This window comes from Longimonas haloalkaliphila (assembly GCF_055379825.1).
Genome location: NZ_AP043948.1, coordinates 127,647 through 153,667, shown reverse-complemented (window position 1 = coordinate 153,667; position 26,021 = coordinate 127,647). Strand labels below are relative to the sequence as shown.

The 26,021-nt window shown below is 59.9% G+C and carries 20 protein-coding genes and 1 tRNA gene; 10 read left to right on the top strand and 11 right to left on the bottom strand.

All coding sequences use genetic code 11. The features are described 5' to 3' along the window. The first annotated feature begins 445 nt into the window (after positions 1 to 445). From thrA to thrC, 4 genes are all read left to right on the top strand, one after another. The gene (gene thrA / locus ACZ48V_RS00575) at positions 446 to 2,902 is read left to right on the top strand and encodes a bifunctional aspartate kinase/homoserine dehydrogenase I (protein WP_464540638.1); all 2,457 of its coding nucleotides are present in this window, start codon (positions 446 to 448) and stop codon (positions 2,900 to 2,902) included. A gap of 97 nt (positions 2,903 to 2,999) precedes the next feature. Beyond that, positions 3,000 to 3,980, top strand: coding sequence for a homoserine kinase (locus tag ACZ48V_RS00570; protein ID WP_464540636.1), 981 nt, complete (start codon positions 3,000 to 3,002; stop codon positions 3,978 to 3,980). Positions 3,981 to 4,027: 47 nt separating this feature from the next. Further along, the gene (locus ACZ48V_RS00565; RefSeq protein ID WP_464540635.1) at positions 4,028 to 5,137 is read left to right on the top strand and encodes a mechanosensitive ion channel family protein; all 1,110 of its coding nucleotides are present in this window, start codon (positions 4,028 to 4,030) and stop codon (positions 5,135 to 5,137) included. 42 nt (positions 5,138 to 5,179) lie between these two features. Then, positions 5,180 to 6,457 carry a threonine synthase gene (gene thrC, locus ACZ48V_RS00560; protein WP_464540633.1) on the top strand — a complete coding sequence of 426 codons (1,278 nt, stop codon included), beginning with the start codon at positions 5,180 to 5,182 and terminating at the stop codon, positions 6,455 to 6,457. Between the two features lie 67 nt (positions 6,458 to 6,524). On the opposite strand, the gene radA is transcribed toward thrC, so the two are convergent. Continuing rightward, complete coding sequence (gene radA, locus ACZ48V_RS00555; RefSeq protein ID WP_464540631.1) at positions 6,525 to 7,892, bottom strand: DNA repair protein RadA; 1,368 nt, start codon at positions 7,890 to 7,892, stop codon at positions 6,525 to 6,527. Positions 7,893 to 8,212: 320 nt separating this feature from the next. Between radA and ACZ48V_RS00550 the strand changes: the two genes are divergently transcribed. The 5 genes from ACZ48V_RS00550 (at position 8,213) to ACZ48V_RS00530 (ending at position 12,574) form a co-directional block, all read left to right on the top strand. Further along, positions 8,213 to 8,965 (top strand): MlaE family ABC transporter permease, encoded by a 753-nt coding sequence (locus ACZ48V_RS00550; RefSeq protein ID WP_464540630.1) that lies wholly within the window; start codon positions 8,213 to 8,215, stop codon positions 8,963 to 8,965. 89 nt (positions 8,966 to 9,054) lie between these two features. Further along, positions 9,055 to 9,819, top strand: a complete 765-nt coding sequence (locus ACZ48V_RS00545; protein ID WP_464540628.1) for an ABC transporter ATP-binding protein — start codon at positions 9,055 to 9,057, stop codon at positions 9,817 to 9,819. Between the two features lie 24 nt (positions 9,820 to 9,843). Then, positions 9,844 to 10,773 (top strand): MlaD family protein, encoded by a 930-nt coding sequence (locus tag ACZ48V_RS00540; RefSeq protein ID WP_464540627.1) that lies wholly within the window; start codon positions 9,844 to 9,846, stop codon positions 10,771 to 10,773. Between the two features lie 66 nt (positions 10,774 to 10,839). Continuing rightward, positions 10,840 to 12,024, top strand: coding sequence for a DUF445 domain-containing protein (locus ACZ48V_RS00535; protein ID WP_464540625.1), 1,185 nt, complete (start codon positions 10,840 to 10,842; stop codon positions 12,022 to 12,024). Between the two features lie 88 nt (positions 12,025 to 12,112). After that, complete coding sequence (locus ACZ48V_RS00530) at positions 12,113 to 12,574, top strand: hypothetical protein (protein ID WP_464540624.1); 462 nt, start codon at positions 12,113 to 12,115, stop codon at positions 12,572 to 12,574. Between the two features lie 26 nt (positions 12,575 to 12,600). Here the strand turns inward: ACZ48V_RS00530 and ACZ48V_RS00525 are convergent, their stop codons facing one another. Next, on the bottom strand, positions 12,601 to 14,403 hold the full coding sequence (locus tag ACZ48V_RS00525) for an ABC transporter ATP-binding protein (protein WP_464540622.1): 1,803 nt from the start codon (positions 14,401 to 14,403) through the stop codon (positions 12,601 to 12,603). Positions 14,404 to 15,450: 1,047 nt separating this feature from the next. Here ACZ48V_RS00525 and ACZ48V_RS00520 point away from each other — a divergent pair. Beyond that, positions 15,451 to 16,503, top strand: coding sequence for an NHL repeat-containing protein (locus ACZ48V_RS00520; RefSeq protein WP_464540620.1), 1,053 nt, complete (start codon positions 15,451 to 15,453; stop codon positions 16,501 to 16,503). Between the two features lie 105 nt (positions 16,504 to 16,608). Here ACZ48V_RS00520 and ACZ48V_RS00515 read toward each other — a convergent pair whose 3' ends face one another. From ACZ48V_RS00515 to ACZ48V_RS00475, 9 genes are all read right to left on the bottom strand, one after another. Continuing rightward, positions 16,609 to 17,208 carry a Crp/Fnr family transcriptional regulator gene (locus ACZ48V_RS00515; RefSeq protein ID WP_464540619.1) on the bottom strand — a complete coding sequence of 200 codons (600 nt, stop codon included), beginning with the start codon at positions 17,206 to 17,208 and terminating at the stop codon, positions 16,609 to 16,611. Positions 17,209 to 17,251: 43 nt separating this feature from the next. Beyond that, on the bottom strand, positions 17,252 to 19,777 hold the full coding sequence (locus ACZ48V_RS00510) for a BamA/TamA family outer membrane protein (protein WP_464540617.1): 2,526 nt from the start codon (positions 19,775 to 19,777) through the stop codon (positions 17,252 to 17,254). Between the two features lie 114 nt (positions 19,778 to 19,891). Beyond that, positions 19,892 to 21,064 carry a molybdopterin-synthase adenylyltransferase MoeB gene (moeB, locus tag ACZ48V_RS00505; protein ID WP_464540616.1) on the bottom strand — a complete coding sequence of 391 codons (1,173 nt, stop codon included), beginning with the start codon at positions 21,062 to 21,064 and terminating at the stop codon, positions 19,892 to 19,894. Between the two features lie 236 nt (positions 21,065 to 21,300). Continuing rightward, positions 21,301 to 21,585, bottom strand: coding sequence for a ubiquitin-like small modifier protein 1 (locus tag ACZ48V_RS00500; protein ID WP_464540614.1), 285 nt, complete (start codon positions 21,583 to 21,585; stop codon positions 21,301 to 21,303). 33 nt (positions 21,586 to 21,618) lie between these two features. Next, positions 21,619 to 22,053 carry a M67 family metallopeptidase gene (locus ACZ48V_RS00495; RefSeq protein ID WP_464540612.1) on the bottom strand — a complete coding sequence of 145 codons (435 nt, stop codon included), beginning with the start codon at positions 22,051 to 22,053 and terminating at the stop codon, positions 21,619 to 21,621. Positions 22,054 to 22,113: 60 nt separating this feature from the next. Continuing rightward, the gene (locus ACZ48V_RS00490) at positions 22,114 to 23,055 is read right to left on the bottom strand and encodes a PLP-dependent cysteine synthase family protein (RefSeq protein WP_464540611.1); all 942 of its coding nucleotides are present in this window, start codon (positions 23,053 to 23,055) and stop codon (positions 22,114 to 22,116) included. Positions 23,056 to 23,392: 337 nt separating this feature from the next. Continuing rightward, positions 23,393 to 24,058: a ribonuclease H-like domain-containing protein gene (locus ACZ48V_RS00485; protein ID WP_464540609.1), complete on the bottom strand. Its 666-nt coding sequence runs from the start codon at positions 24,056 to 24,058 to the stop codon at positions 23,393 to 23,395. Between the two features lie 185 nt (positions 24,059 to 24,243). After that, positions 24,244 to 24,316: transfer RNA gene (locus ACZ48V_RS00480), tRNA-Ala, on the bottom strand. A 132-nt stretch (positions 24,317 to 24,448) separates the two neighbouring features. Then, positions 24,449 to 25,882 (bottom strand): cation:proton antiporter domain-containing protein, encoded by a 1,434-nt coding sequence (locus ACZ48V_RS00475; RefSeq protein ID WP_464543151.1) that lies wholly within the window; start codon positions 25,880 to 25,882, stop codon positions 24,449 to 24,451. Positions 25,883 to 26,021: the final 139 nt, after the last annotated feature.

Sequence of the window (26,021 nt, the reverse complement as noted above, 5' to 3'; positions counted from 1 at the left end):
CCGGGTTGTCGTGAATGTACCGGTGGATGCGATGCAGGGCTTGGCGATTGCGGATGATGTGGTCATAGAAATTACGCGGTGTGCAAGTTTTCCATTATCCTTTTGGGCGCATATCCCCCTTTGTGGCTACGCGACATTTCCCCCTTCGCGAAGGGGGAAATCCCGAACAGCGTGAGGGAATGGGGGATGTGAAGACCACGCATTCTGCGACAAGGCGGCGATCAACAAAGGAGGAAGGAAACCTGCACATGCCGTTAGAAATTGCTTCGCCACACGGTAGCGCCCGGTGTATCGCAGTGGCGGTTGATCCGTTTACTTCGTCAGTCGCTCCGTCCCTTCGGTGATCATGTTTATTATCTGTGCTTCCCCACATGCAACCGCCTAACGGGCGCATCCGTTAAGCGCACGTCAACTGAACTGCTTGCCCCTCAACAACTGTTGTTCTATGCCCGACTCGTCTCCGTGGACCGTCTATAAGTTTGGCGGCACCAGTCTTGCCGACGCCGACCGTCTCAAGCATGTTGCTACGCTCATTCAGCAGTGTAATCCCCCATGTGCTACCGTCGTATCGGCGATGGGAGGCACAACCGACAGATTGCTTGCGCTCGCTGACACGACGCAGCCCCATGAAGCGCGCCTTGAACAGGCCAAGACGATCCGGCAGGCGCAGCACGCGTATGTTCATGCTGTGCTCAGCGAGGACGCGGCCCGCGATGCTGCCGACGCGGTGGATCGCGACGTGCAAACCATTCGCGACGTGCTGCAGACCGGCGAGCTCCTCGGCACGGTATCTGATACGGCCCGCGACCTGATTGCGGGATTCGGCGAGGTCTGGAGCGCACGGCTCCTGCACACCCGTCTCTGCCAGACGGGTGTGCAATCGGCTTTCTTGAACGCGCGGGACGTGCTCATCGTGCGTCACGACACGATGGGCCCGACGGTCGACCGGCAGGCCACGCGTGCACGCTGGGAGCGCTGGCATGCAGAGCATGCCGATGCCGATGTGCTGATCGTAACAGGGTACGTGGCGTCTACGCCAAAGGGGGCTCCCACTACGCTCGGACGCAACGGCAGCGACTTTTCGGCAGCGATCTTCGCGTCGCTGCTGGAGGCCAGCGCGGTGCATATCTGGACCGACGTAGATGGCGTGATGACCGCTGACCCGCGTCAGGTGCCCGACGCCCAGCGCCTCGACGCGATCTCGTATCAGGAGGCCATGGAGTTGGCCTACTTCGGCGCAAAAGTGATCCATCCGCGAACGCTGGCCCCAGCGTTCGACCGTGAGATCCCCATCCACATCCGCAACACCTTTTCGCCCGAAGATCCGGGCACCCGCATCCACCTGAACGGCGAAACAGAGCGTCCCGTGAAGGGCTTTGCTACGATCAACGACCTGGCGCTGGTCAATCTGGAAGGGTCGGGGATGATGGGCGTTCCGGGGATCGCCCGGCGGCTCTTTAGCGCACTGGAGGCCGCGAATGTGTCGGTGGTCGTTATCTCACAGGGCAGCTCCGAGCACTCCATCTGCTTCGCGGTGCCACAAGCCCAGGCCGATGCGGCCCGCGCCGCTGCCGAAGAAGCCTTCTACGCCGAGATCCACCAGGGCCACCTGCATCCGGTGCAGGTCACCGACCGGTGCAGTGTGCTTGCGGTGGTGGGCGACCGGATGGCGGGCACGCCGGGCATCGCTGCCACGTTCTTCGGCGCGCTCGGGCAGGCGGGCGTGAACGTGCGAGCCATGGCACAGGGCTCCTCCGAGCGCAATATCACCGCTGTGGTCGATGGCGATGACGCCACCAGGGCGCTGCGCGCTGCGCACGCCGGGTTCTACCTCTCAAACCATACCCTCTCGGTGGGTATCATCGGACCGGGTAACGTGGGCGGGGCGCTCCTTGAACAGCTCGACTCGCAGGCCGAGCGACTGCGTGAGGAGCAGCGCATTGACATTCGGGTGCGTGGCATTGCCAACAGCAGCTACATGGCACTCGACGACCAGCGCCTGAATCTGGACGGATGGCAGGAGGCACTCCGCGAGCAGGCGCATCCGAGCGACCTTGACGCGTTGGCCGACCACATCCAGACCGACTACCACCCGCACGCCGTGCTCATCGACTGCACGTCGAGTCCGGCTGTGGCGGCGCGATATACCCGCTGGCTCCGGCGCGGCATTCACGTCGTGACGCCCAACAAGAAGGCGAGCACCGCTCCCCTAAATGCGTACCGGGCGCTGCAGGAGGCGCGGCGCTCCGCCTCCGCCCGCTACCTCTACGAAACCACGGTGGGGGCGGGACTACCCATCATTCAGACGCTGAACAACCTGATCGAGACCGGCGACCGGGTGCTTCGCATTGAGGGCATTCTGTCGGGGACGCTGTCGTACCTCTTCAACGCGTTTGACGGCGAGCGTGCGTTCTCCGATATTCTGCGGGAGGCGAAGGCCAACGGCTTCACCGAGCCCGATCCGCGCGACGACCTGTCGGGCATGGATGTGGCCCGCAAGGTCGTTATCTTGGGCCGCGAAATGGGTCTCGACATTACGCTCGACGACGTCGCCGTAGAGAGCCTTGTGCCCGATGCGCTCACCAATGGCTCGGTCGATGCGTTTATGGCGGGGCTGCCCGAGCACGACGACACCATGACCCGCATCTTACGCGAGGCCCGCGAAGCCGGGCAGGTGCTTCGGTTTGTGGGATCGGTCGACCACACCGGCGCGGCGTCGGTGCGCCTGGGGCGGTACGACGACGAGCATGCGTTTGCGCGCATCCACCGCACCGACAACATCGTGCAGTTTCGCACCGAACGCTACAACGAAAACCCGCTCATCGTGCAAGGCCCCGGCGCCGGGCCGGACGTGACCGCCGCGGGTGTGTTTGCTGACCTGCTGCGTATTGTGGATGCGTAGGGGATGCGTCGTTGCGATAATGTGAGAATGCGATACGTGGGGACACGGCGCGCCGTGTCCCTACACGCGATGTACAATACAAATCGACACGATTCATATGGCAACAGACATCGATACCCAATCCGACACCCTCCCCACCACGGCTACGGCCCTCTCCCCCGGATCCATCGGCAATGTAGCTGTGGGCTACGACGTGCTGGGTGGGGCCTTCGATGCGGTACACGACCGCGTGCGCATCGAGCGGATCGAGACGCCCACCGTTGAGATTGCGTCGATTACCGGATGCGTGACGGAGCTGCCGCGTCGCCCCAAGGCCAACACCGCTACGGTGGGCCTGCTGGCGCTCATTGCGGACCGCGACCTCCCGTATGGCTTTCGCGTGCACATTCACAAGGGCATTCCGCTCAGCTCGGGCATGGGCGGATCCGCAGCCTCGGCAGTAGCCGCGATGAAAGCAGCGCAGGTCCTGGTCGACCCGCCCCTGACCGACGACGAGGTGCTGCACTACGCCTTGCAGGGTGAGCAGATTGCCAGCGGTGCCATGCATGGCGACAACGTAGTGCCTATGGTCTACGGCGGTGTGGCGCTCACGCGCAGCCTCGATCCGCTCGATGTCGTGCCCATTTCGGTGCCCGAGGGCCTGCACGCTGCACTGGCACACCCCCACATGCAGATCTCAACCCGCTCCGCCCGCGCCGTGCTGCCCGAGGCGGTGCCCGTGCCCATTGCTGTGCAGCAGAGCGCTAACCTGGCGGCGCTCGTAGCCGGTTGCACCCAGAACGACCTCGCGCTCATCGGACGATCGCTCCACGACGTCATGATTGAGCCGCACCGCGCCCGCCTTATCCCCGGCTTCGACGCGGTGCAGGCTGCTGCCTGCGACGCGGGGGCGCTGGGCGGATCCATCTCGGGCGCCGGACCCAGCGTCTTTGCCTGGTGCCGCGACGCCGCTACCGCCGAGCGCGCCGGACGTGCCATGCGCGCAGCCTTCGCTCACGAAGATCTCGATGCCGACGTGTGGATCGCTCGCGTGGCCAGTGAAGGAGCCCGACGGATAGATGCGCCCACAGACTCATAAGATATGCCCGCCTCTGTGATTGCTCCTCCCACAGCATCTACGTTGCAATGGACGTCCTCCTCTACACAATTCCTTACCTCGCCGGAGCTGTCGTCGTCGGTTTGCTGCTCCACAGGGTGGCATTCTGGGGGATGCGCACGCTCAACGCTCGCCTGGGCGGGGATACCCAACTACGCGCTGGATTGCTTGACCGCAGTTATCGTCCCTTGCAACTGCTGATCCCTATTCTGGCAGTGCGCGCCGCCTTTCCGCTATTTCTGCCTGGGCTCGATCTGGCATGGCAAGAAGGGCTGCGCATGACCTTGCACACGCTGTTTGTGGTGGGCACTGCGTGGTTGCTCACTGCTGCAGTCCACGTAGCCGAAGACCTCATCGCGGATCGCTTCTCGGTTGACGAAGAAGACAACCTGCGTGCCCGAAAAATTGTGACGCAAACACGCCTGCTCCGTCGCATCGCCATAATCATCATAAGCGTGGTGGCACTGGGCATTATCCTGTTCGAGTATGACACCTTCCGCAGTCTGGGCACCGGGCTGCTGGCCTCGGCGGGCGTCCTTGGTATCGTGATTGGGTTCGCGGCGCAGCGTACCATCGGTACGATCGTGGCCGGGTTTCAGGTGGCGTTTACGCAGCCGATTCGCATTGATGACGTGGTGATCGTGGAGGGCGATTTCGGGTGGGTCGAGGAGATTACGCTTACCTATGTGGTCGTGCGTGTTTGGGATCAGCGGCGCATTGTGGTGCCCATCACGCACTTCATCGAGCAGCCCTTTCAGAACTGGACGCGCGAGACATCGGAGCTGCTTGGCACGGTTTTTCTCTACGTGGATCATACAGTGCCCTTCGATGAGGTCCGCGAAGCGCTGGGTGAGATCATTGAGGCATCGGAGTACTTCGACGGGCGCGTGTGGCGCCTGCACGTGACGAACACCACCGAGCGTACGGTAGAGATGCGTGCGCTGATGAGTGCCCACAGCGCGCCCGACCTGTGGGAGCTCCGCTGCGCAGTGCGCGAAAAGATTGTGGCGTATCTACAGGAGACGCATCCCGACGCGCTGCCGCGGGTCCGCGCTGAACTGCACGACGAGGCCGGACGCGCTGAACGAGCGACTGAACGAGCGTCGGGGCCACCGGGTATGCCCGATCCCTCATCGTGACGACCGACCGCTCGCATCCCCCTGAATACACCTTGCCTCCGCATGCATTTCGTAAGCACCCGCGATCCGGATCACCATGCTACGCCGTCTGAAACCCTGACCCGGGGCCTGGCGCCTGATGGCGGACTCTACGTGCCCGCTTCGTTTCCGCAGGTGGATCCACTGGATGCGCCATCTGATGCCATCACCGACATCGCAGCGCACATGCTGGCGCCCTACTTCGAGGGCGACCCGCTCGCGCCTGTGCTCGCGGAGGTCTGTGCCGACACGTTCTCCTTTCCGGTGCCGCTGAACGAACTCGGGCGCGACACGGCGGTGCTGGAGCTTTTTCACGGTCCTACGGCGGCGTTTAAAGACGTAGGCGCGCGTTTTCTGGCCGCGGCGCTTTCGCATCTCAACGAAGGGGCCGATCAGCCCATCACGATTCTGGTGGCTACGTCGGGCGACACGGGGGCGGCGGTGGCTGCCGCATTCCATGAAAAGCCCAACGTGGAAGTGGTGGTGTGCTACCCAAAGGGGCGCGTGTCGGCGCGGCAGGAGAAGCAGTTGACCGGATGGGACCAGAACGTGCGGACGCTGGCAGTCAACGGCGACTTTGACGACTGCCAGCGCCTGGTGAAAGGCGCGTTTCAAGATGAGGTGCTCTCGACAGAAAAGCGTCTTTCGTCGGCCAACAGCATCAATGTAGGGCGCTTGCTGCCACAGCTCACGTATTACGCTGCCGCCAGCCGCTGGTACGTAGAGCGCCACGGCGTTGCCCCTGGATTCATCGTGCCCTCAGGCAATCTGGGGAATGCCGTCGCGGCGCTTTACGCCCGCGCCATGGGCAGTCTGATGCGTCCGGTCGTGATGGCGACGAACGAAAACCGTCCGGTCGTCGACTTCTTGGAGACGGGCACCTGGGAGCCGAAACCCACCCAAGAAACGCTCGCTACGGCCATGGATGTGGGCGACCCGAGCAACATGGAGCGCCTGCGTCACCACTGGCCGACCATCGAAGCGGTGCGTAGTCAGGTGGAGGCCGAGCGCATTGCCGACGACGAAATTGAGCGGCAGATCCGGCGTGGCCCGGCGATATGGGATACCGTGTGGGACCCGCACACCGCCACCGCAGCCGCCGTCCGCGAGCAACGCGACACGCCGCATTGGGTGCTGGTGGCCACCGCGCACCCGGCTAAGTTCGACACCGTGGTGGAGCCGCTCATTGGCGAAACAGTGCCCGTACCGGATGCCCTCCAGTCCGTGATGGAGCGCTCCACCCCCGCACCGGTCATCGAGCCTACGATGCAGGCGTATCGTGAGGCAGTGCTTCAGCACTGACCCGGTGGGCCGTTCCGCGAGGGTGGAGCCCCGGTCCGGTGCTACAGTTCGGTGCTACAGTTCGGTGCTACAGGACCGTGTCGAGTACATCCCGGAGCGTATTGGCTCCGATCACGTCGATGCCCTCCGGCGCGGTCGTGTGGTCGAGGTTATTGGTGGGCACCACCGCCCGCTCGAACCCGAGCTTCGCGGCCTCCTTCAGGCGAGGCCCCAGCTGACTCACCGTGCGAATTTCGCCTCCGAGCCCGACCTCGCCGATGAGCACGGCGTTGGTATCCGTAGGCACGTCGCGGAACGACGACACCGCCGCCACCGCGGTGCCCAGATCAACGGCAGGCTCGTTCAGCTTCACACCGCCCGCGATGTTGATGAACACGTCGTGGTCCGAGAACGCGAGTCCGACCCGTTTCTCCAGCACCGCCAGCAGCATCTGCAGGCGCGAGTACTCGAACCCGGTCGCGGTACGCTGCGGCGTGCCGTAGGAACTGGGCGATACGAGCGCCTGCACCTCTACAAGGATGGGCCGGGTGCCCTCCATCGAACAGACCACCGCCGAGCCGCTTACCCCGTACCCGCGCTCCGAAAGAAAAATCTCGCTGGGGTTGGGGACCTCGTGCAGGCCGGTTTCGCGCATCTCGAACACCCCGATCTCGTTGGCCGCGCCAAAGCGATTCTTCACGCTACGCAGAATCCGGAACGCATGGTGGCGGTCGCCTTCGAAGTACAGCACCGTATCCACCATATGCTCCAGCACGCGCGGTCCGGCGATCGTGCCCTTCTTGGTTACATGGCCGACCAGGAACGTCGAAAACTCGTCTTCTTTGGTAATCTTGAGCAGCGAGGCGGTGCTTTCGCGTACCTGACTGACCGACCCCGGCGCGCTCGACAGATCGGGACGAAAGATCGTCTGAATCGAGTCTACGATGAGCAGGTCAGGGTTGCAGGAACGTACGGCAGCGCCAATGGCCTCAACATTGGTTTCTGAAAGTAGAAGCAGCTGATCGCTATCTACACCGAGGCGCTGCGCGCGCAGCTTGACCTGCCGCTTCGACTCCTCGCCCGTTACGTATAGGATAGTACGGTCGGGCAAGAAGCGCCCCAGCTCGGTCATCAGCGTGCTCTTCCCGATGCCCGGGTCGCCCGCAATGAGGCTGAACGAGCCCTGCATGATACCGCCCCCCATAACGCGGTCGAACTCGGCCATGCCCGTTTCGAGGCGCGTTTCGGGGCCGAGCTCTACGTCGGTAATCGGTTCAGGGGGATTCGTGGTATCCCCATTGCTGCGCGAGGGCGATTTCGGGACACGGGCTTTTACCTTAGACGCTGGCTTCTCTTCGACCAGCGTATTCCAGGCGCCGCAGCCGGAGCACTTACCCATCCATTTGTGGGCGGTGTGTCCACATTCCTGGCAGACGTAGCGTGATGACGAACCCATACGGTGTAATGAAATGTACGAAAGGAAACCAAAGCAGGTGTGTAAACAGATGCGCACAGGAATGTAAGCGGGGCACCGGGTCCTGTTCGCTCCTGTACAGCGCATTTACAACGCATTATACGGGAAATCTGCCGCGCTGGTGCAGTGAAGCATCCGGAGGATACCGCGTTAACAGGAACCATTCTGCCGGGCGTGGCATGCACCTACTGCTGTCGTGATGACTTGTGCTTGTCTGCAGCTTGGGGTAAACCCACTTACCCACGACGTGTGCCCGCTGCTTTGCCCCCATTCGCAATCTATTCGCTGATCCTTGTGCCCTGGTGACTGACCGTCTTCTTGCTCCTTTAGAAGCTATCGGCAAGTATTTTATCTTGCTGGGGCGTGCATTCTCGTCGATGAGTGAGGTGCGTACGTACTGGGGAAACTTCGTGACCCAGATGGTGCGCATCGGCGTCGACTCGCTGCCGATTGTCGCTCTGGCCGCTGCGTTTACCGGAGCGGTACTTACCGTGCAGACCGCCTATCAGCTGCAGGAGTCGTTCGTGCCCAACACGATTATTGGCTCGATCGTCGTTCCGTCTATGATGCTGGAGCTGGCTGCGGTGATCACCGCATTCATCCTGGCCGGGCGCGTTGGCGCGCGGATCGCGGCTGAGCTGGGCACCATGCGCGTGTCTGAGCAGATCGATGCGCTTGAAGTGATGGGCCTCAACTCCATCAGCTTCCTCATTCTGCCCCGCGTACTGGCAGGCATCGTGATGTTTCCAGTGCTCTACATCTTCGCGTGCCTGATTGGCATTGGCGGCGGCATCCTCATCGCGGAGGCGGCCGGACTCCTCAGCATGACGGAGTTTATCGAAGGTGCGCGCCAGTTCTACCAGCCGTTCGACCCGTACTTTGGGCTGATCAAGTCGGTCACGTTTGGGTTTATCATCACCTCGATTGCCTGTTACAAAGGGTACTACACGCAGGGCGGTGCTGAAGGCGTAGGGCAAAGCACAACAGAGGCCGCCGTGCAGAGCTGTGTGTTTGTGCTCCTGGCTGACCTGGCCCTGGCCATTCTTCTGCTCTAATGCGCTAAACTCCCGGCTCTCCGGCGTATGGACTCGTGTTGTCGCGTACGTCTTCGCTTGCTGCATCCGTTTCAGGACCTGCATTGCTCATGATCGAAATCCAGAACCTGCACAAGAGCTTCGGCGCGTTAGACGTGCTCGAAGATGTATCGCTTGACATTGAAGATGGCGAGACGCTCGCGATTATTGGGCACTCCGGGTCGGGGAAGAGCGTCCTCATGAAACACATTGTGGGACTGCTCTCGCCCGACAAAGGCCGCGTGCTGGTCGACAACGTGGACATCTGCTCGGTGTCGTACCAGAAGCTGCGAGAGGTGCGCAAGCACTTCGGCGTGCTGTTTCAAGGCGGGGCGCTTTTCGACTCGATGACGTCGTTCGAGAACGTCGCCTTTCCGCTGCAGTACTTCTCCAATCTCGCACCGTCCGAGATCGACGACCGCGTCAACGAGTGTCTCTCGCTTGTACGGATGCCCGACGTGGGTCCCAAAAAACCAGCCGAGCTTTCAGGAGGGATGCGGAAGCGTGTTGCCCTGGCACGGGCTATTGCGCTGGAGCCAAAATACATCCTGTACGACGAGCCCACCAGCGGACTCGACCCTGAAACGTCAAACACCATTGATGATCTCATGCAGCACCTGGCTGAAGAGATGAACATAACCAGCGTAGTCGTGACGCACGACATGCACTCGGTGTTTAACGTTGCTGATCGGGCCGCCTTCCTTTATGGAAAGACGCTGCACTGGGTAGGACCCGTCGATGACATCCATGCACGAAAAGACGCCGTGCTCGACTCGTTTGTGACCGCTAACGAGTACCATGTAGGCACGCCTCGCGCCGCCTCTTCTCCTTCGTAATCAGACCACGCTCTACGCACTTTCATGAAATACAGTAATGAACTGAAAGTCGGCATCTCCATCATCCTGGCCGCCGTTGTGCTTGTTGTGGGGGTGCGTTACTTTCAAGACCTGCCGCTCTTTCGCGGCAGCTACATCCTGGTGGCCGACTTTGACAATGTAAGCGGGCTGTCTTCGGGCAATCCGGTGCGGCTGAGTGGCGTAAACGTAGGTACGATCGAGTCCGTGCAGCTCCGCCAGGACGACGAGGTGGTACGGGTCCGGTTTCGCGTCAACGATGACGTGCTCATTCCCGAAGGGTCTATCGCCGAAGTGAAAGGGTTCTCGGCCCTCGGCGGCGTGCGCCTCGGCATCCGGCCCGGCCCGGCCTCCAACCCACCCCTGCAGCCGGGCAGCACCATCGAAACCCCCGCTGGGCCCGGTATCCTCGACCAGCTTACACAGCGCGGTCCTGAGATAACGTCGCAAGCCGATACGGCGATCACCAACACCGCCCGCCTAACGCAGGCACTGGCTCAGCAGATGGAGGAAGGGGGCGACCTGCAGCAGACGCTGGCTTCGCTGCGTACCGTCTCCGCCAATCTTGAATCGGTAACCGACAGCGAAGAAGAAACCCTGCGCCGCACGATCCAGAACCTGGAGGGACTCACCGCCGACCTGCACGCCTTCACCAGCGAGAATGCTGATACGCTTGGCGTAACGGTGCAGCGCGTGAATCGCAGTCTCGACCGCTTGGAGCAGAACCTCGCCAACCTCGAACGCACCACCTCGGCCCTTGGCGCAATCTCCGAGCAGATTGAGTCGGGCGAGGGCACCCTCGGCCGCCTTGCCAACGACCCCAGTCTCTATAACAATATCGATTCGGTAACGGTGCGGCTCGACGACCTGCTGCGTGACATTCAGGAAAACCCCCATCGCTACCTCGAAGACATGACGCTGATGCGCGTGTTTTAGCGCCTCGTTCTCCGACGGCTCTGACGGCTCTGCCCACCTCCGCTCTGTATTTCCTGTAGGGATACGATGGCTTCCCCCTCTTCCGAGCGCCGTACGCGGTCGTTGCTCCGACACCTGCTTCGGCACACGGCCTCTACCAGCGACACCGCGCCTCCGGACCCGCCCCCGAAAAATGACAGCGCGCATGCGCGCTGGCTTCCGGTGCTTCGTACCGTGCCGGTGCTTCTGGCCATTGGGTTTATGCTTTCGTTCGTGTGGGATTTCGACGGGGTGGTCTGGAACCTTGGGGTGGTTACGCTTCCGGCTGAGGGGCTGCTTCGCATCCTATGCGTGAGCGGCCTCATCGGGTTTGGCACAAACTGGCTGGCCATCACCATGCTGTTTCAGCCCCGCGAGAAGCGTCCGATTATCGGACAAGGCCTGGTGCCGGCGCAGCGCGAGTACGTTGCGCACCGGCTCGCCAAAGCGGTATCGGACGAGCTGATCAACGCGGAGATCTTGCAGGATACCCTGCGCGCCAACGAGTGGCCAGCCCGGCTGCGGCGGGCCACCACCACGCTTACACACGACCTGATGAACGACCCGGGTTTTCAGGAGGCGCTATCGGACTGGCTGCGTGATGCGCTGCACGATGTGCTCGATGCGCCAGCCACGCAAGATCGGCTGCGCCAGACGGTGCTCGAAGCGCTGGAGCACGAAAACATCCCGGGCATGTCGGGGTGGATGCTGCGCACGGTGCGTAACCTGCGCCCCGATCTTGTCGAGGAGCATGTCGAAGCGCTGCTGGCCGAACTGCCACAGGCCGCGCCGCGCCTGTCGCATGAGATTGTAACGACCGCCGAGCGCTTCCCGGCGTACCTCCGCCTGCACCACCAGGCGGTCGACGCCACCAGTACCCTCGTGCTGTCGCGGCTCATCCAGCACGTACCCATCGACCGCATCATCCTGGAGAAGGTGCGCGCCTACGACGAACGTCAGCTGGAGCGTCTCTTGAAACGCACCACCAACACGCAGCTCACGTATATCAAGTACCTGGGCGCAGTGCTGGGTACGCTGGGCGGATGGGTCATCTGGGCGCCCGGACCGGCGCTGGCGGTGCTGGGCACGCTGGGCGGTGGGGTGGCTCTGCTGGATGCGATGCTCTACCGCTGGCAGCGACGATCATCCCCATCCCCGAACGGAGACCCTTCGGGCGGTGAATCGGCCTTGCAAGAGGAGCCAAGCGCTTCGGATGCACGTGTCGATTCGTGAACGCAAGCCGCCGGCGTCCCGCATCCCCCTGCAACAATCTCTTACCGTCTGCCTTCACAAAGCTGCCCTCACAAAGTAGCAGTGCGCCATGATTCAGAAAGATGTGCTCATGCGTCAGATTCAGCAGATGACCGAGGCGTTGGCGGAGGCGCTTGCGCTCATCAGCGACGGTCGCACCGACGAGGCACAGCACGAGATTGCGGAGGCGCTCGACGATCTAACCGAGCCGGGCACGCTACCGCTGCATGAGCGTCCGGTAGCGGATGCGATTGCGCACTGCACCATCGACGGCTCGCTCTCAACCGATCTGGCGCTACAGGTTGCGGATATGCTGCGCCATCAGGGCGACCTGCTGTGCCGCCAAGACCGGTTTGTGCAAGGGCAGCACTGCCACGTGCGGGCGCTTGCATTGTACGAGGCGCTGCTACAGGCATCGACGCCCGACACTCCGCTTCCGCTCGACATCCATGACCGCATGGCGCACTTGAAAGACCAGATCGACCCGGAGCAACTTACCGGCGACGAGCGCGCCGCAATCGACCTCACGTAAAACAGCACTAGGCCGTCGGCATCGGACTACTCCAGCGAGTCGATCTCTTGGGCGAGCTGCTGCTTGCGGCAGAGCGTAGCGTAGAGCCCATCCTCGTCGATCAGCTCCTCGTGCGAGCCCTTCTGCACGATGCGTCCTTCATCCATCACCAGAATGAGATCGGCGTCTTGCACGGCCGACATGCGGTGGGTTACGATGACGAGCGTCTGGTCGCCCTGGCGCTCGCGTAGGCGCTTCAGGATGCGCTGTTCGGTACGCGTATCGACAGCCGAGAGCGCATCATCGAAGATCAGGATGCGCGGGTTGCGAATGAGTGCGCGAGCAATAGAGGTGCGCTGCTTCTGTCCGCCCGAGAGCGTAATGCCGCGCTCGCCGACGTACGTGTCGAACCCATCAGAAAACTCCTTCACGTTCCCGAGCAGGTCGGCCTCGCGTGCGGCCTCTTTGATCGTTTCGCGTTCGGCCTCGATCGCGCCAAACGCGATGTTATTGGCGACGGTGTCGCTAAACAGAAACACATCTTGGGGCACGTAGCCGATGTGGGTGCGCAGCGTATCGAGCGGGATAGACCGCACGTCGCGTGTGTCGATTTCGACGGTGCCGCTGTCGGGGTCGAGGAAGCGCGGGATCATCTCGACGAGAGTCGTCTTTCCGGCGCCGGTGCGTCCAACAACCGCGAGCGTACCGTTGGCGGGCAGGTCGAAGCTGACGTGGTCGAGCGCGGGGACTTCTTCATCCTCGTACTGGAACGAGACATCGCGGAAGGTGATGCGCCCCTTCATGTCCGTGATTGACGGATCGGTCTGTTCGCTATCGGCGATGGCAGGCTCGGTATCCAGAATCTTGTTCAGGCGGATGACCGAGGCGGAGGCGCGCTGAATCATGGTAATCACGAACCCGAGCGAGGCCACCGGCCACGTCATGAGGTTCACGTAGATGATGTACTCGGCGATATTGCCGATGGTAATGACCCCTTCCATCACCATCTGGCCGCCCATCCACACGACGATGATCGTTGACATGCCCACAATGAGCAGGAACGCCGGGCGCCAGGCGGCCTCGACGAGGGCCAGGTCGAGGTTCCGCCACTTGTAGCTGTCGCTTTCCTTGTTGAGTGCCCTGGACTCGGAGCCCTCGCGCGTGTAGGCTTTTAGGACGCGCATCCCGGCCAGCGCTTCCTGGATGCGGCTCGTGAGCGAGGAGTACTGCTGCTGCAGGCGGTCGCTGCGCACGTGCACCATGTGTGCCATGAAGAACACCGCCACGGCGAGTAGCGGCATGGGCGCGAGCGCATACAGCGTGAGGCGGGGCGAGATCACGAACATGACCGACACGGCAACGAGCACCATCACGAGCGAGCGCGTCACGTACATGATAGCCGGCCCGATGTAGCGCCGCACCTTCTCGATATCGTCGGTCGAGCGCGTGATGACGTCGCCTGTGGAGTAGTTCTGATAGAACGCTGGCGAGAGCTTCTGCAGGTGGTCGTACAGCTCGTTGCGCAGGTCGTACTCGATATGGCGCGACGCCACCACGACGGTCTGGCGCATCAAGAACTTAAAGATACCACTGATGATGGTAAGCGCCACGATCACCAGCGCAAAGAGCAGGAGTCCGGTAAAGAAATAGACGTAGAGGCTGCTCTGGATGGTGCCGCTCTCAAAGACGTTGTAGAGCCGCACAAAGCGCGGAATGCTGTCGATAGCCTGGCGCACAACCATGGGTACCGTAATCTGGAACCCCGCCGAGATCATCGTGCACAGCAGTCCCGGAATGAACAGGTACTTGTACCGCCAGAAGTAGTGGTTGAGTGTTGAGAGCGGGCCCATGAGAGCGGGGTACGAGACAGAAAAACACAGCATGGAGAAACCAGCGCTGGGCATGTGAGATCCATTCGCGGTTGCCGACACGGCTAAATGTATCAGGATTGCAGCATGTGACGGGTGATTGGTTGCTGTTTAAGATCCTGTCAGTGGTCCCATCAGGGACTTTACATGGAGTGATTCCGGCCAGAGCGCAGCGGAGATCTGGGATTCAGGAGCCACGCTGGAGAATTGCCTTTTTGGTAGGATGCGAGGGCTTGAGGCCCAGGCGAATAGGGTGTGCTCTGATTGTAAGGCAGGCGTTGAGATCCTTCCGCCTGGCGGCGTCAGGATGACTTGGGTGGTAGGGGCGTGCCTGTTCAGAGACATAGGTTTACCATACGTATTATGCTGAATGCAGCGGAAGAATCTCGTGCCTTTTATTGAATACTATGTCTCTCATATCCGGGTAAATGAAAATTCAAGTTTCTGATTTGTAACACTTCTGACTTGTCCCCCCCCCCCCTCAGAATTGGCTATACTTCGAATGTAGTTAACCAAAAACAAACATAAATATCTTTTGTTGTGAAATACAGTAGCTTAGCATTACCAATCTTGATAAGTACATTTCTCTTTTTCGGTTTTAGTTTGGAGTCTGAAATCACTCCGTTACAAAATGAAGTTCCAGTTGGAGAAGAAGTCGAGTATTCAACTGCACTTCCGGCAGCAGATTTATTAGTTCTTGAGTTTCTGTCTTTCGATATGGAGGCAGACCTATCACAATACCTTACAAGTTGCACTGCTGGTATTGCTGCAATAAACTGTGACAAGCAGATGCGGTCGAATGCGCGAGGAGAAAGAACAGGATGCGAGAGTTTTTCCTGTGATACAAATACGTGCTGCGCAAATGCGTGCACTGGACCTGGTGAAGGAGGACCGGTCCGGTCTGGATCATAGCAGTTATCGCTAACCGATGCGGGAGCTTTTCCTTCAAGAAGGGCTCCCGCATTTTTTTGTTGACGTCTGAGCAAACTGTAAAATACATATAAATTAAAGCAACTCGAAAATAGTTATATGCGCCATATCTTTTGTTCTATTGCTTTCTTATTAATCTCATCGATCTTGGTGTTTCCGAAGGCAAACGCCCAAGAACTAACCGACATCATCAACTGGACCGGGGCAATCATCCTGGAAGAAAATGAGGAAGTATTTACCGATCGTGTCAATGTTCGGGTGGAAGCTGATGGATTTCTGATCAGCGACACCAGAGAAAATCAGGTGCGGGAATACGCGCGCACTGGTGAACTCCTCAACTACTTTGGTGAGGAGGATCCGGAAGCACCTGGAGGATTCTGGTTTCCTTCCACCCCTTTACGAATGAGTGAGGATACCATTCTTGTCCCGAACACTGGAAACGGATCGCTTTCACTTGTAGATCAAAATGGAAATCTGTTGGAGCGTCACAGTCGAATCGCGAAGTCAGGTGACTTTGATGTTGCCACACTCCCTGTAGATGGGCACGTGTTGTTCGTGGGCTCGGCGAACGGTCGCCAGGGCACACCGAATTTCCTGCATCACCTGGACCCTTCGGCTGGTGAGGTCACGAAGAGTTTCTATCCATTGCCGGATGCGTTTGGCAGCCATGCGGGGTTTTTATACGACATCTCGCCAATTGTGAGAGCTGACGTGTATTCAGGAAAGATCGCAGTCGGCTTTCTTTTCTCTAATAGAATTACACTCTTCGACATTGAGGGAACCCTTCTTGCCGAAATTGAGCCGACTCTTTCAAGTTTTAAGAAAGTGGATCAGACGGAAGTGATGCCTGAACGGGATGAGTGGCAGGAGGAACTGGCACGGCGATCTCTGTTCAATACGCTCTTCTGGCTCAATGATGAGACGCTGCTGGTTCAATTCACCAATTCGTATTTTGACGAGCAGGGGGAGCGGCAGTTCAATGATGTGTTGGCTGCGGTGACTATAGAGGGTGAGGTGCTTTTTGAAATAGAGGACACGCCACGCTTGCTCGCGGTTGACCCCGATACGGGAGAACTCTTTTTCGCGCATCCCGACCACGATTTTGAGTCGCACTGGCGGGTAGGACAGATCAGGGAGGAGGTGTTACCATAGCGAATGCGTATTGCCCTGAGCGTACAGATATGGGACAGCGATCCTTTTGAAGGACGTTCTTCTTTGGTATTACGACCCTCGATGAATTACTGGTATCGCCATTTCCTACTTCGATTTGGAAGAGGCCGTCTCTGCAGCACGGGCGCTGGCCTCGGCGTAGCTTTGTAGGGCGACCTCGTCGCCATCGCGGTCGGCAATGATATCAATCAGGTCGATGTACTGGCGGGCCATGAGGCGGTTCAGCGTCTGGAGCGCCTCGATGGCAGCACGCGGGTGGCGGTTGTTTAGACTGCTTAAGTCGGGGCGGAAGAGTCCGTAGACCCGCACCGTAGTGATGGCCTCGGCCGTTTCCATGCGGCGGAAGTCGCCCGCAAGTGAGAGGGCCCCGAACAGTCTGCCCGACCCCACAATGCGCATGTCGGTGCGTTCGTGCTCCCAGTCGGCGCAGAGGCGCACCTGGCCTTCCTCCACCACGTACAGGCCGAGTCCGGGGTCGCCTTCGTGGTAGATCACCTCGCCGGGCTGGTAGGTGCGCGGGTGCATGGCCGAGGCGAGCGCCCCCAGGGTGCGGCTGGAGCAGGCGCCGAACACAGCGGTAGCCCGCAAGGCCTCGCGGGCGCGCTCTTTTTCGGCATCGGTGCCGGCCTCCTGAAGCTGCGTATAGAGGCGCTTCGTGGTGCGTCGCACAAATCCGAAGACAGACATAGAAACAGGCAAGAGCAAGGAGAGATACGGCGGAACGCGTTATCTAAAACGCATGACCGATACCAAAGTGCAGGCGCGGGTCGCGAAATCCGTTGCGAAAGATATCGTCTTGCAGGGGCGAGGGATCGTGCACGCGGTACGCAAGGTCCAATCGCACAATAAAGAACTCCCAGGCGAGCCGCAACCCGATGCCTGAGCCGACGCCAATCTCCTGCGCAGCCTCGGGGAGCCGAAAGCGTCCGCTAGCGCGCTCTAAGACCTCGTCGTCGGGGGCAGCAGCCAGACCGGGGTTGCGCGGGCCGAACCATACGTTCCCGGCATCAACAAACCCGGTGAGCAGCCAGTCGGCAGCCAGCAGCTGCCGGATGATGCGCGTGCGAAACTCGACATTCGCCTCCAGCTTGATATCGCCCCCAAGAATATTGGCAATCTCGGCATCGGAGGTCATATTTGGGGCCGTATCAGGAGAGAGGAGCGTAGCGCTGCCCGGGCCCAGTTTGCGCAGGGCCCAGCCGCGCACGCTGTTTCCGCCGCCGCTGAAGTAGCGCCGGTCGAAGGGGACGACATTGGGAATCCCAAAGGGATGCGCAGCACCGCCAAACGCGCGAAGCGCCACCGTAGACCGCTGGCCGACCGGAATGTAGCGGCGCAGGTCGACTTGTCCGCGCACATAGGGCCGATAGAGCAGCGACTGGCCGCCCAGCCCGGGAACGGCATTCGACAGCGTGCCCGGCGAAAACGCAAACCAATCGAGAGCAAGCGGGATGAGGTTGCCGACTTCGACGGAGCCTTCGTAGACGTGGCCCTGATTGCGGCGCAGTGGGTTGGCGGTGATCGACTGCAGCGTGTAGCGCATAGCGCTGTTGAACTGCGGCTCGGTGTAGTCCTCAATAATCTGTGTGCGCTGCACTGGATCGGTAATGCCGGTGCCATTCCCATCTCCAGAACCAAGAACGCGGTCAAGAAAGCGCTCGCTAAACTGGTCGAGCGTATCGGGATTGCTCACGCTCAGGTCGACAACGTCAACCAGCGATCGCAGTGATTCGGTGTGGTCAAGCTCCAGGCGAAGCTGAGCGCCAATGCGAGCACGTATGCGCAGGCGCAGGTCGTCGCGGCGGGCAGTGAGAGCACTTAGCGAGATGCGTGTGCGCGCATCCGCAAGCCGAAACCAGCGGTCGAGTCCGCCAAACGGGTAGATGAGATACGGAAGTGTAAGCGAGGGGGCGGCTTCAAGCTGTACCGATGTGAGGGAGTCGAGGTTGGTGGCGACCGAAGCCGCTGTGCGCATCTGAAAACGCTCGCCTCCCCCCAGCAGGTTGGTGTTCTCGTAGGTGAGCCCAACGCCCAACCCGAGTTCGTTCTCAACATCGGTAACGACCTCACGCTGCAGGGCAAACGTTTCAGCACGCAGCTGATGCCGCTCGCGCGTTCGCGCCTCTATCTGAATGGGAACGAATGCTTCATCGGTTTCGGGAATAGGACGCGCCTTCGCCAGTTGGGGCGAGAGATTCGTAAACGTGAAGACACCCGTTCCTTCGAGACGGCGTTTGGTGGCAAGCAGGCGTTCCTGGCTGTAGTACATGCCCGGTGTGAACTGAAGCGCACGCTGCAGCAAAGCCTCGCTCAGACGGCGCTCTGAAGCGATGGTTGCGGTCACTGTAGGCGTATATCCGGCGCTGCTGTCTACGTCTACCTGAAGCGATGAGCGGCGCGTATCGGCTTCGGGCGTTGGCCCTTCAACGCTGAAGCGAACGTCGCCAAACCGGTAGCGCGTGCCGGTCCGAATGCGCATTTCGACGTCGAACGAGTCGGGCTGTGGCGTATACACCAATGCACGAATGGAGTCGCGCGAAACCGCCGCGTATCCGCCGTTGCGCAGCGCGCGCAGCACACGCTGGCGTTCCTCAAGGAGCAGAGGGGTCACGTAGCGCTGCCCTTCAATCTGGAGATGAAACGGATTGCTGTCGGCTGAGACCGCATCTTCGAAGACCGACTCGTTTATAATCTCAGCCTGTACAGACTCGGGGGCGCCCTGAATGCCAGCGTATTCGAGCGATCGCAGATAGGTAGGTGGCCCCTCGTCAATAAGGAAGTGCACCGTAACCCGGTCGTCGCGGTCTGTTTCGTGCACCTCGACCTCAATCTCGGCTTCCCGAAACCCCTGCTGTTCGTAGAACACCTGCAGGCGTTCCACATCGTTCTGAACGATGCTACGGTCGAGGTAGGCAGGGGCTTCCCCACTCGACCGGAACGCATCGCCCACACGCCCTCCGATTGTATCGCCAAACTGATAGACCCAACGCCACCACGTGAAGCCGGGGATGCTCAAGATGCGGCGGTTTGCCTGCGTCTGGATGCGTTGCTGAATCCGCGAGGTGCGAATGGTCTCGTTGCCTTCGATACGAACGCGGCGTACCAGCGGGCTGTCTTCGGGATTACCGTGTGCGGCTTCGCTGGCGCGCTGCGTAGCCTGCTGCGCTACGCTTTCGTGGAGCACCTCCCCGCAGGCAAGCATAAGCAGCAGACTGGCGCAGGCGCTACGAATAAAAAGACGAAGTGTGGGGGACACAGAGTACAGGGTAGTGAGCAAAGAAAGCAAAAGCGTCCTGATGAAGGCAGGACGCTTTTACGTAGAACGGGGTTTAAATGGTTGCACGTGGTGCAGGGCGCAGCTTAACGTAGCTTAGTACGTAGGCACGCTGTCGTCGATCTCCTCGCTCCATGCCAGGATGCCGCCCTTCAGGTTCGAGGCGTCGTAGCCGTGCTGACGCAGAAACTCGGTGGCCCGTTCGGAGCGTGCACCCGAGCGGCAATGCACGACTACAGGTTGATCTTTTGGGGCGTCGAGCTCTTCGAGGCGGCTCGCGAGCTCATCGACTGGGATCAGCTGGTCGGCATCGATCGATGCGATGTCGGCTTCGTGGGGCTTGCGCACGTCGAGGAGGAACGGAGCGTTGCCGCTGTCGCGGGCGGCCTTTAGCTGCTGAACAGTGGTTTCGGGAACGGCCATATCGTCGTCGGTTGATTCGTCGGGATCGGGGATGCCGCAAAACGCTTCGTAGTCAATCAGTTCCGTCTGCGTGGCGTTATCGCTGCAGATCACACAATCTGGATTCTTCTGTACGGTGAGCGTGCGGAAGTTCATGCGCAGCGCGTCGATCATGAGCAGGCGCCCAATGAGCGGGTCGCCTATGCCCGTAATCAGCTTGATGACCTCGGTGGCCTGTAGCGTGCCGACCAGTCCCGGCAGCACGCCCAGCACGCCGCCTTCGGCGCACGACGGCACAAGTCCGGGAGGCGGCGGCTCCTCATAGAGGCAGCGGTAGCACGGGCCGTCTTCGGTGGCAAAGACCGAGACCTGCCCTTCAAACCGAAAGATAGAGGCGTAGACGTTGGGGGTGCCGGTAAGCACGCAGGCATCGTTTACCAGGTAGCGCGTCGGGAAGTTGTCGGTCCCATCGGCTACTACGTCATACTGATCGATGATATCGAGCGCATTCTCGCTGCTCAATCGCACCTCATGGCGCGTGATGTTGACGTGCGGATTCAGGTCGTGCAGGCGTTCTTCGGCAGCTTCGAGCTTGGGGCGGCCAATGTCGCTGGTACCGTACAAGATCTGCCGCTGGAGATTCGAGGCTTCAACGGTGTCAAAGTCGACCAGCCCGATGTGTCCGATGCCAGCAGCAGCCAGATAGGTGGCCGCCGGCGAACCCAGTCCGCCTGCACCCACGAGCAAGACCGAAGCGTTTTTGAGCTTCTCCTGGCCTGCGCGTCCAAACTCGGGCAGTGTTAAATGGCGATTGTAGCGGCGCAGCTCATCGGTCGAGAGCACCGGTTCGGCAGTTGTAGTAGACATAGGAGCGTCGGTTTACTGAGACAGGTAGCGGTAAGATGTTAAGTGATTGACATGTGGGTTACATCATCGCAACTCGCTCAAACCCCCTCTCTCTTCGACATCTCCCCCTTGGCTAAGGGGGAGAAACCTGTAGGGAGAGGGGGTTCGAACAAGACAAAACTGCGATCTTCAATCCCCTTATCATTTGGTGTTTAACCAGTGCCGCTGTGACAAATGATGCGTGTGGACAGTGAGGGTCATCCGCCTGCAATGGATGGCACAATGGAGAGCGCGGTGCCGTCTTCAAGGGCGGTGTCGGTCCCGTCGAGATAGCGAATATCGTCGTCGCCCGCATAGATGTTCACGAACTGGCGCAGCTCCCCACCTTCGGTGTACAGGTTGCTCTTCAGGGCGGGGTAGCGGGCAACGAGATCGTCAAGGGCCTCATCTACGGTTGCCCCTTTGACCTCTACCGTGGCCTGGTCGTCGGTAAAGCTGCGCAGCGGGGTGGGTATTTCGATGGTGATGGTTGGTGTGCTCATAAACGGAATAAAGGTAGAGGGATAGAAGGTGAGTTAGCGAGAGGATTCAGCCTCTGTGTGAATGGGTTCTTCGTTAAAGCGAGAACGATCGCGGATCAGTTGCCACGCGGTCAGATCTTGGGGCGTCCCCTCGTACACGGAGACAATCACATAGGTGTAGCCTGGAAAGGTAGCCTGATCTAGATCCGTCTCGGAGGGCTCAGCAGGGTGGTCGGGATGCGAATGGTAAACCCCTACGATATCGCGTCCTTCGCTACGAGCCGATTGCTGGGCCTCCCGAAAGGCTTCGGGCGGGATGAGGTAGCGCCGCTCGCGGTTGGTATCTTGCTCGTTATCAACACGGTGAATCGCCGTCACGACGTTCGTACCCTCCTCCACGGTTCCCAGCAGAAAGCCGCAGATCTCTTCCGGGTAGCCCGTGGCTGCGTGGGTGCGAATGGCGTCTAATACATCAGGTGTGGTCTGCATGATTGCATTGCGAGTAAGGGAAAGCAGAAAGCGGGATACGAAGCGTTAGTCATCGCTCAGTCAGTCATCGCTTAGATAGCGTGTGCCGGTGTCGCAGAGGATGGTGACGACGTGTCCGGCGTCGAGCGTTTCGGCGATGCGAAGGGCGGTCGCTACATTTGCGCCCGCTGATGGACCAACGAGGAGCCCTTCTTCCTGGGCCAGCCGTTTCGTCATCGCGAGCGCGTCTTCGGTCGAGCAGGTAGCGTGCGTATCCACCAGGGTATCGTCGTAGATGCCCGGCACCTCGGCGGTAGGCAGGTGCTTGAGGCCTTCGAGTCCGTGTAGCGGGGTGTCGGGTTGCATGGCGATGCAGATGACGGGTGCGTTGTGCTCTTTGAGGCGCCGCGACACGCCGGTGAATGTGCCGGTGGTGCCGAGCCCGGCCACAAAGTGGGTAACGGCTCTGCCCGTCTGGTCGATAATCTCGGGGGCGGTGTGCATGTAGTGGGCCTGCCAGTTGGCGTCGTTGTTGTACTGGTCGGGATAGAAGTAGCGATCGGGGTGGGCCTCGACCTCACGACGGACGTACGCCTGCGCGCCGTCGGTGCCTTCCATCGGATCGGTCAGAATCAGTTCGGCACCGTATGCGCGGAGAATAGCCTTGCGCTCGGCAGAGGCGTTTACCGGAAGCGCAAGCGTCACGTCGCGGTTTAGAGCGGCGGCGATCATGGCATACGCAATGCCCGTGTTGCCACTGGTCGCATCAATCAGCGTGTGATGAGGCTGGTATGCCCCGCTGGCGAGTCCGGCTTCGATCATCTGGCGGGCCGGACGATCCTTTACCGAGCCGCCGGGGTTGAGATGTTCGGCTTTGGCCCACAGCGTAACCGCATCAGGCAGATGCGCCCCGATGCGGTGGAGCGGCAGCAGCGGAGTGTCGCCGATCTGGTCGAGCAATGCCGGACGCGAATCGGTTTTCGGGGCCTCAGGCACAGGGGGCAGGGTGTCAGGGTAGGACATCAAGAACAGGGGGCATCAACGAAAAAAGCCTCTCGCGGTAGACCGGAGAGGCTGAAGCAGAAAGAAACACATGATGTGCATGCACGCCTTACCTCCAACAGCCTCGCGGCTGGCACCGACAGCAACAGGGACAGCAGTGTGCGTTTTGCATTCGGGGTGGAGGGAAAGACATCAAGGCAATCGCATGTATCTGCCTGATGATAAGTCAACGGGCATGCTCCGTTCCAGCAGGGGTCTTAACGTTGCGGAGTCTTCCAATCTACGTGAGTGTAGTGAACGAAGGGCACTGGGGTGCAGATGCCCTCGCTTTGTATCAGTGTGGAAGGAGCGCAATCCGTTACCGTGCCTGGAGTAGCGGCCATACGTTTTGGGCGCAGGCGAGCGTTGCCAGCACGTCTTTTTCGCAGTAGCGGGCGACCTGATCGATTTCGCCCTGTGCTACAAGATCAGCCACGCGGCTGCCGTCGCCCTCGTCTTTGGGCGAATCTACGCCGACCAGTTCGCAGAGCTCGTGCAGACGGAGGGGCATAGGCCACAGCTTCATGAGATCGAGGTGTGGGGCGTCGTTGAAAGGATACGTATCGAGCAGCTGTTTTCCGAAGGGGGTAACGCCGTGGTGCACGCTTCGCGCTTCAACAAAGGGCACATCGAACTGCTTGCCATTGAACGTGACCCATCGGACCGACGACGCGTTGGAAGTGATGTGCTTGATATCGTTCCAGAAGCGTTCCAGAAGCTCACCCTCTTCGTCGGGCGTTGCCGCGGTCCAGCTTTTTGGGCGATTCGGAGCGTTGCCGAGCGCCCCTCGAACCGCGCTGATGCAGCAGACCCAGCTGAGAAACGGATGCAGGCTTCGCACCAGGCGCGAAGCGTCTTCCGGATCCTCATCGGGATGCCTTTCGCGACGCTTGGCAAGCCGCTCTTCATAGCGCGACTGCTGCGCCTCTGTGTAGCTGTCGGTAGGAAACGGGCATGTTTCGATGTCCCAGGCAATCAGTTGCATGGCAGAGTGGCGTTTGTGTGAGGAGCGTGTTGCATCACAATGCATCACAAGATAGCCAACACAGGTGGGAATCGCTACCGGACGTTGCCTTTCCGGGGCAGATAGGGAGCGGTAATGAGCAGCGAAGACGTGCGTATCAAAACAGAGAGGCCCGACAGCCAGGGGCAGCTATCGGGCGGAAGGTGTGGAGCCACGGGGATTCGAACCCCGGACCTCTTGCATGCCATGCAAGCGCTCTACCAACTGAGCTATGGCCCCGCTTGGTAATTACAGTCGTTTACTATTGAGAACCGAGTACATTGGTTCCGTTACGTGACTTCAGCCAGCTCCTTTCACCCACATTCCATAGATGGTGGTTGTGCAGGACGTACTTTGCTGAACTCTCACGGTCTAATTTACAGGGGAGGAGTTTGAAGCAGCGGGCGATGGGTCGTGTTCGGTATCAAACCACTCAAAGAACGCATCAGCGGCGGCATGTGAGAAGGAGATGGGAGTGCCTCCAAGACGGCGAATCTCGTCTGCCTCCTCATCCTCAAATACGCGAACCAAGACAGGGGTATCGTCATCAACATACTCGAAAAGTGGGGCCAGATCGGAAGGGCGCCGGATCATAGACACGACGGCGCGGGCGCGATGAACACCGGCATCTCGCAAAACAGCTTTGTCGGCCCCATCGCCACGGAGGCAGACTGCTCCCTGAGTGCGCAACTTATCAACGACCGCCGGATCTTCGTCAATTATAAGTAGGTCGATGCCTTTATTACGGAGCGCATCTATGATCGGCTGGGCGCTCTTCCCCGCACCAAGCACGACGATGTGATTGCTCGGTTGGGTATCAAGGCTTTCGCTCCGGCTCGTCGGGTGCCAACGCATGAGTTGCCATACCACCTTGTTGGTGGTTAGCATGGGAGTCAGCATCATGGTGATGACGGTGGTGAGCGCGATGGTGGTAAACAGGTCGTTAGTGATCTGCCCGAGTACTAGCCCCTGCAGGGCCACAACAAGCGAAAACTCACTGGTTTGGGCCAGTAGCAACCCGCTTTCGATTGAGGGACGTGCTGACATCCCCGTTCGTTCGGCAATGAGGACAACAAGAGGCGGTGTTACAAGCAGCACAACCAGTGAAAAGACGGTAGCATGCCATACATTGACCACCCCAGGGGCAACAATAGCAACCCCTAATGCGGTGAAAAAGATAGCAAGGAAAAAGTCATAGATGGGGCGGAGTTGTCCATGTACCAGTCCACTAATTGGAAACCCGGAAAGCGACACGCCGGCCAAAAAGGCTGCAGATACGAGCGGGGCATCCAGCAGCCAACCCAGTCCCATAAAGGCAAAGAGCACCGACAAGATAACCAGGAGTAAGCTTTCGTTATCGAGCTCCAGATCTACAATGAGCTTTGGGGCTACGTACTGCACCATTAGCACCGCGAGTGCACCTAACAGCAGTGTTCCCCCTACCCCTTGAAGCATAGCCAGCGTACCATCACCCACGCGGGTGAGCAAGGGAATAAGCACAATGATGAGTACGTCTTGTACGAGAAGAACGCCTGTTACGGTGCGCCCAAACGGCTCAAACATCTGACGACGTTTTTGCAGAAGGCGAACCGCCACAAGCGTAGAACTGGCCGCCAGAGCAAGTCCGATGTACAGGCTATCGACCAACACATAACCGAGTGCCGATGCCACCGCGATGCCTGCTCCTGCCAGCGCCAAAAATTGAAGCGTGCCAATTTCAATAGCCAGCTTTTTATAGTGCCCCACCCGGCGCGCGCTCAGATCGGTGCCATCTAAAAACAGCAGTATTGTAACCCCCAGTATCATCACATCTTGCACGAATTCCTAATCGCCTAAGAGGGAAGTAGTCCCCAGGATCAGCCCGGCAGCTAACAAGAATGGAATAGCAGGCATGCGGAAATAATGAGCAGCCCCGAACCCAATAGCAGCAACTGTAAGAAGAACC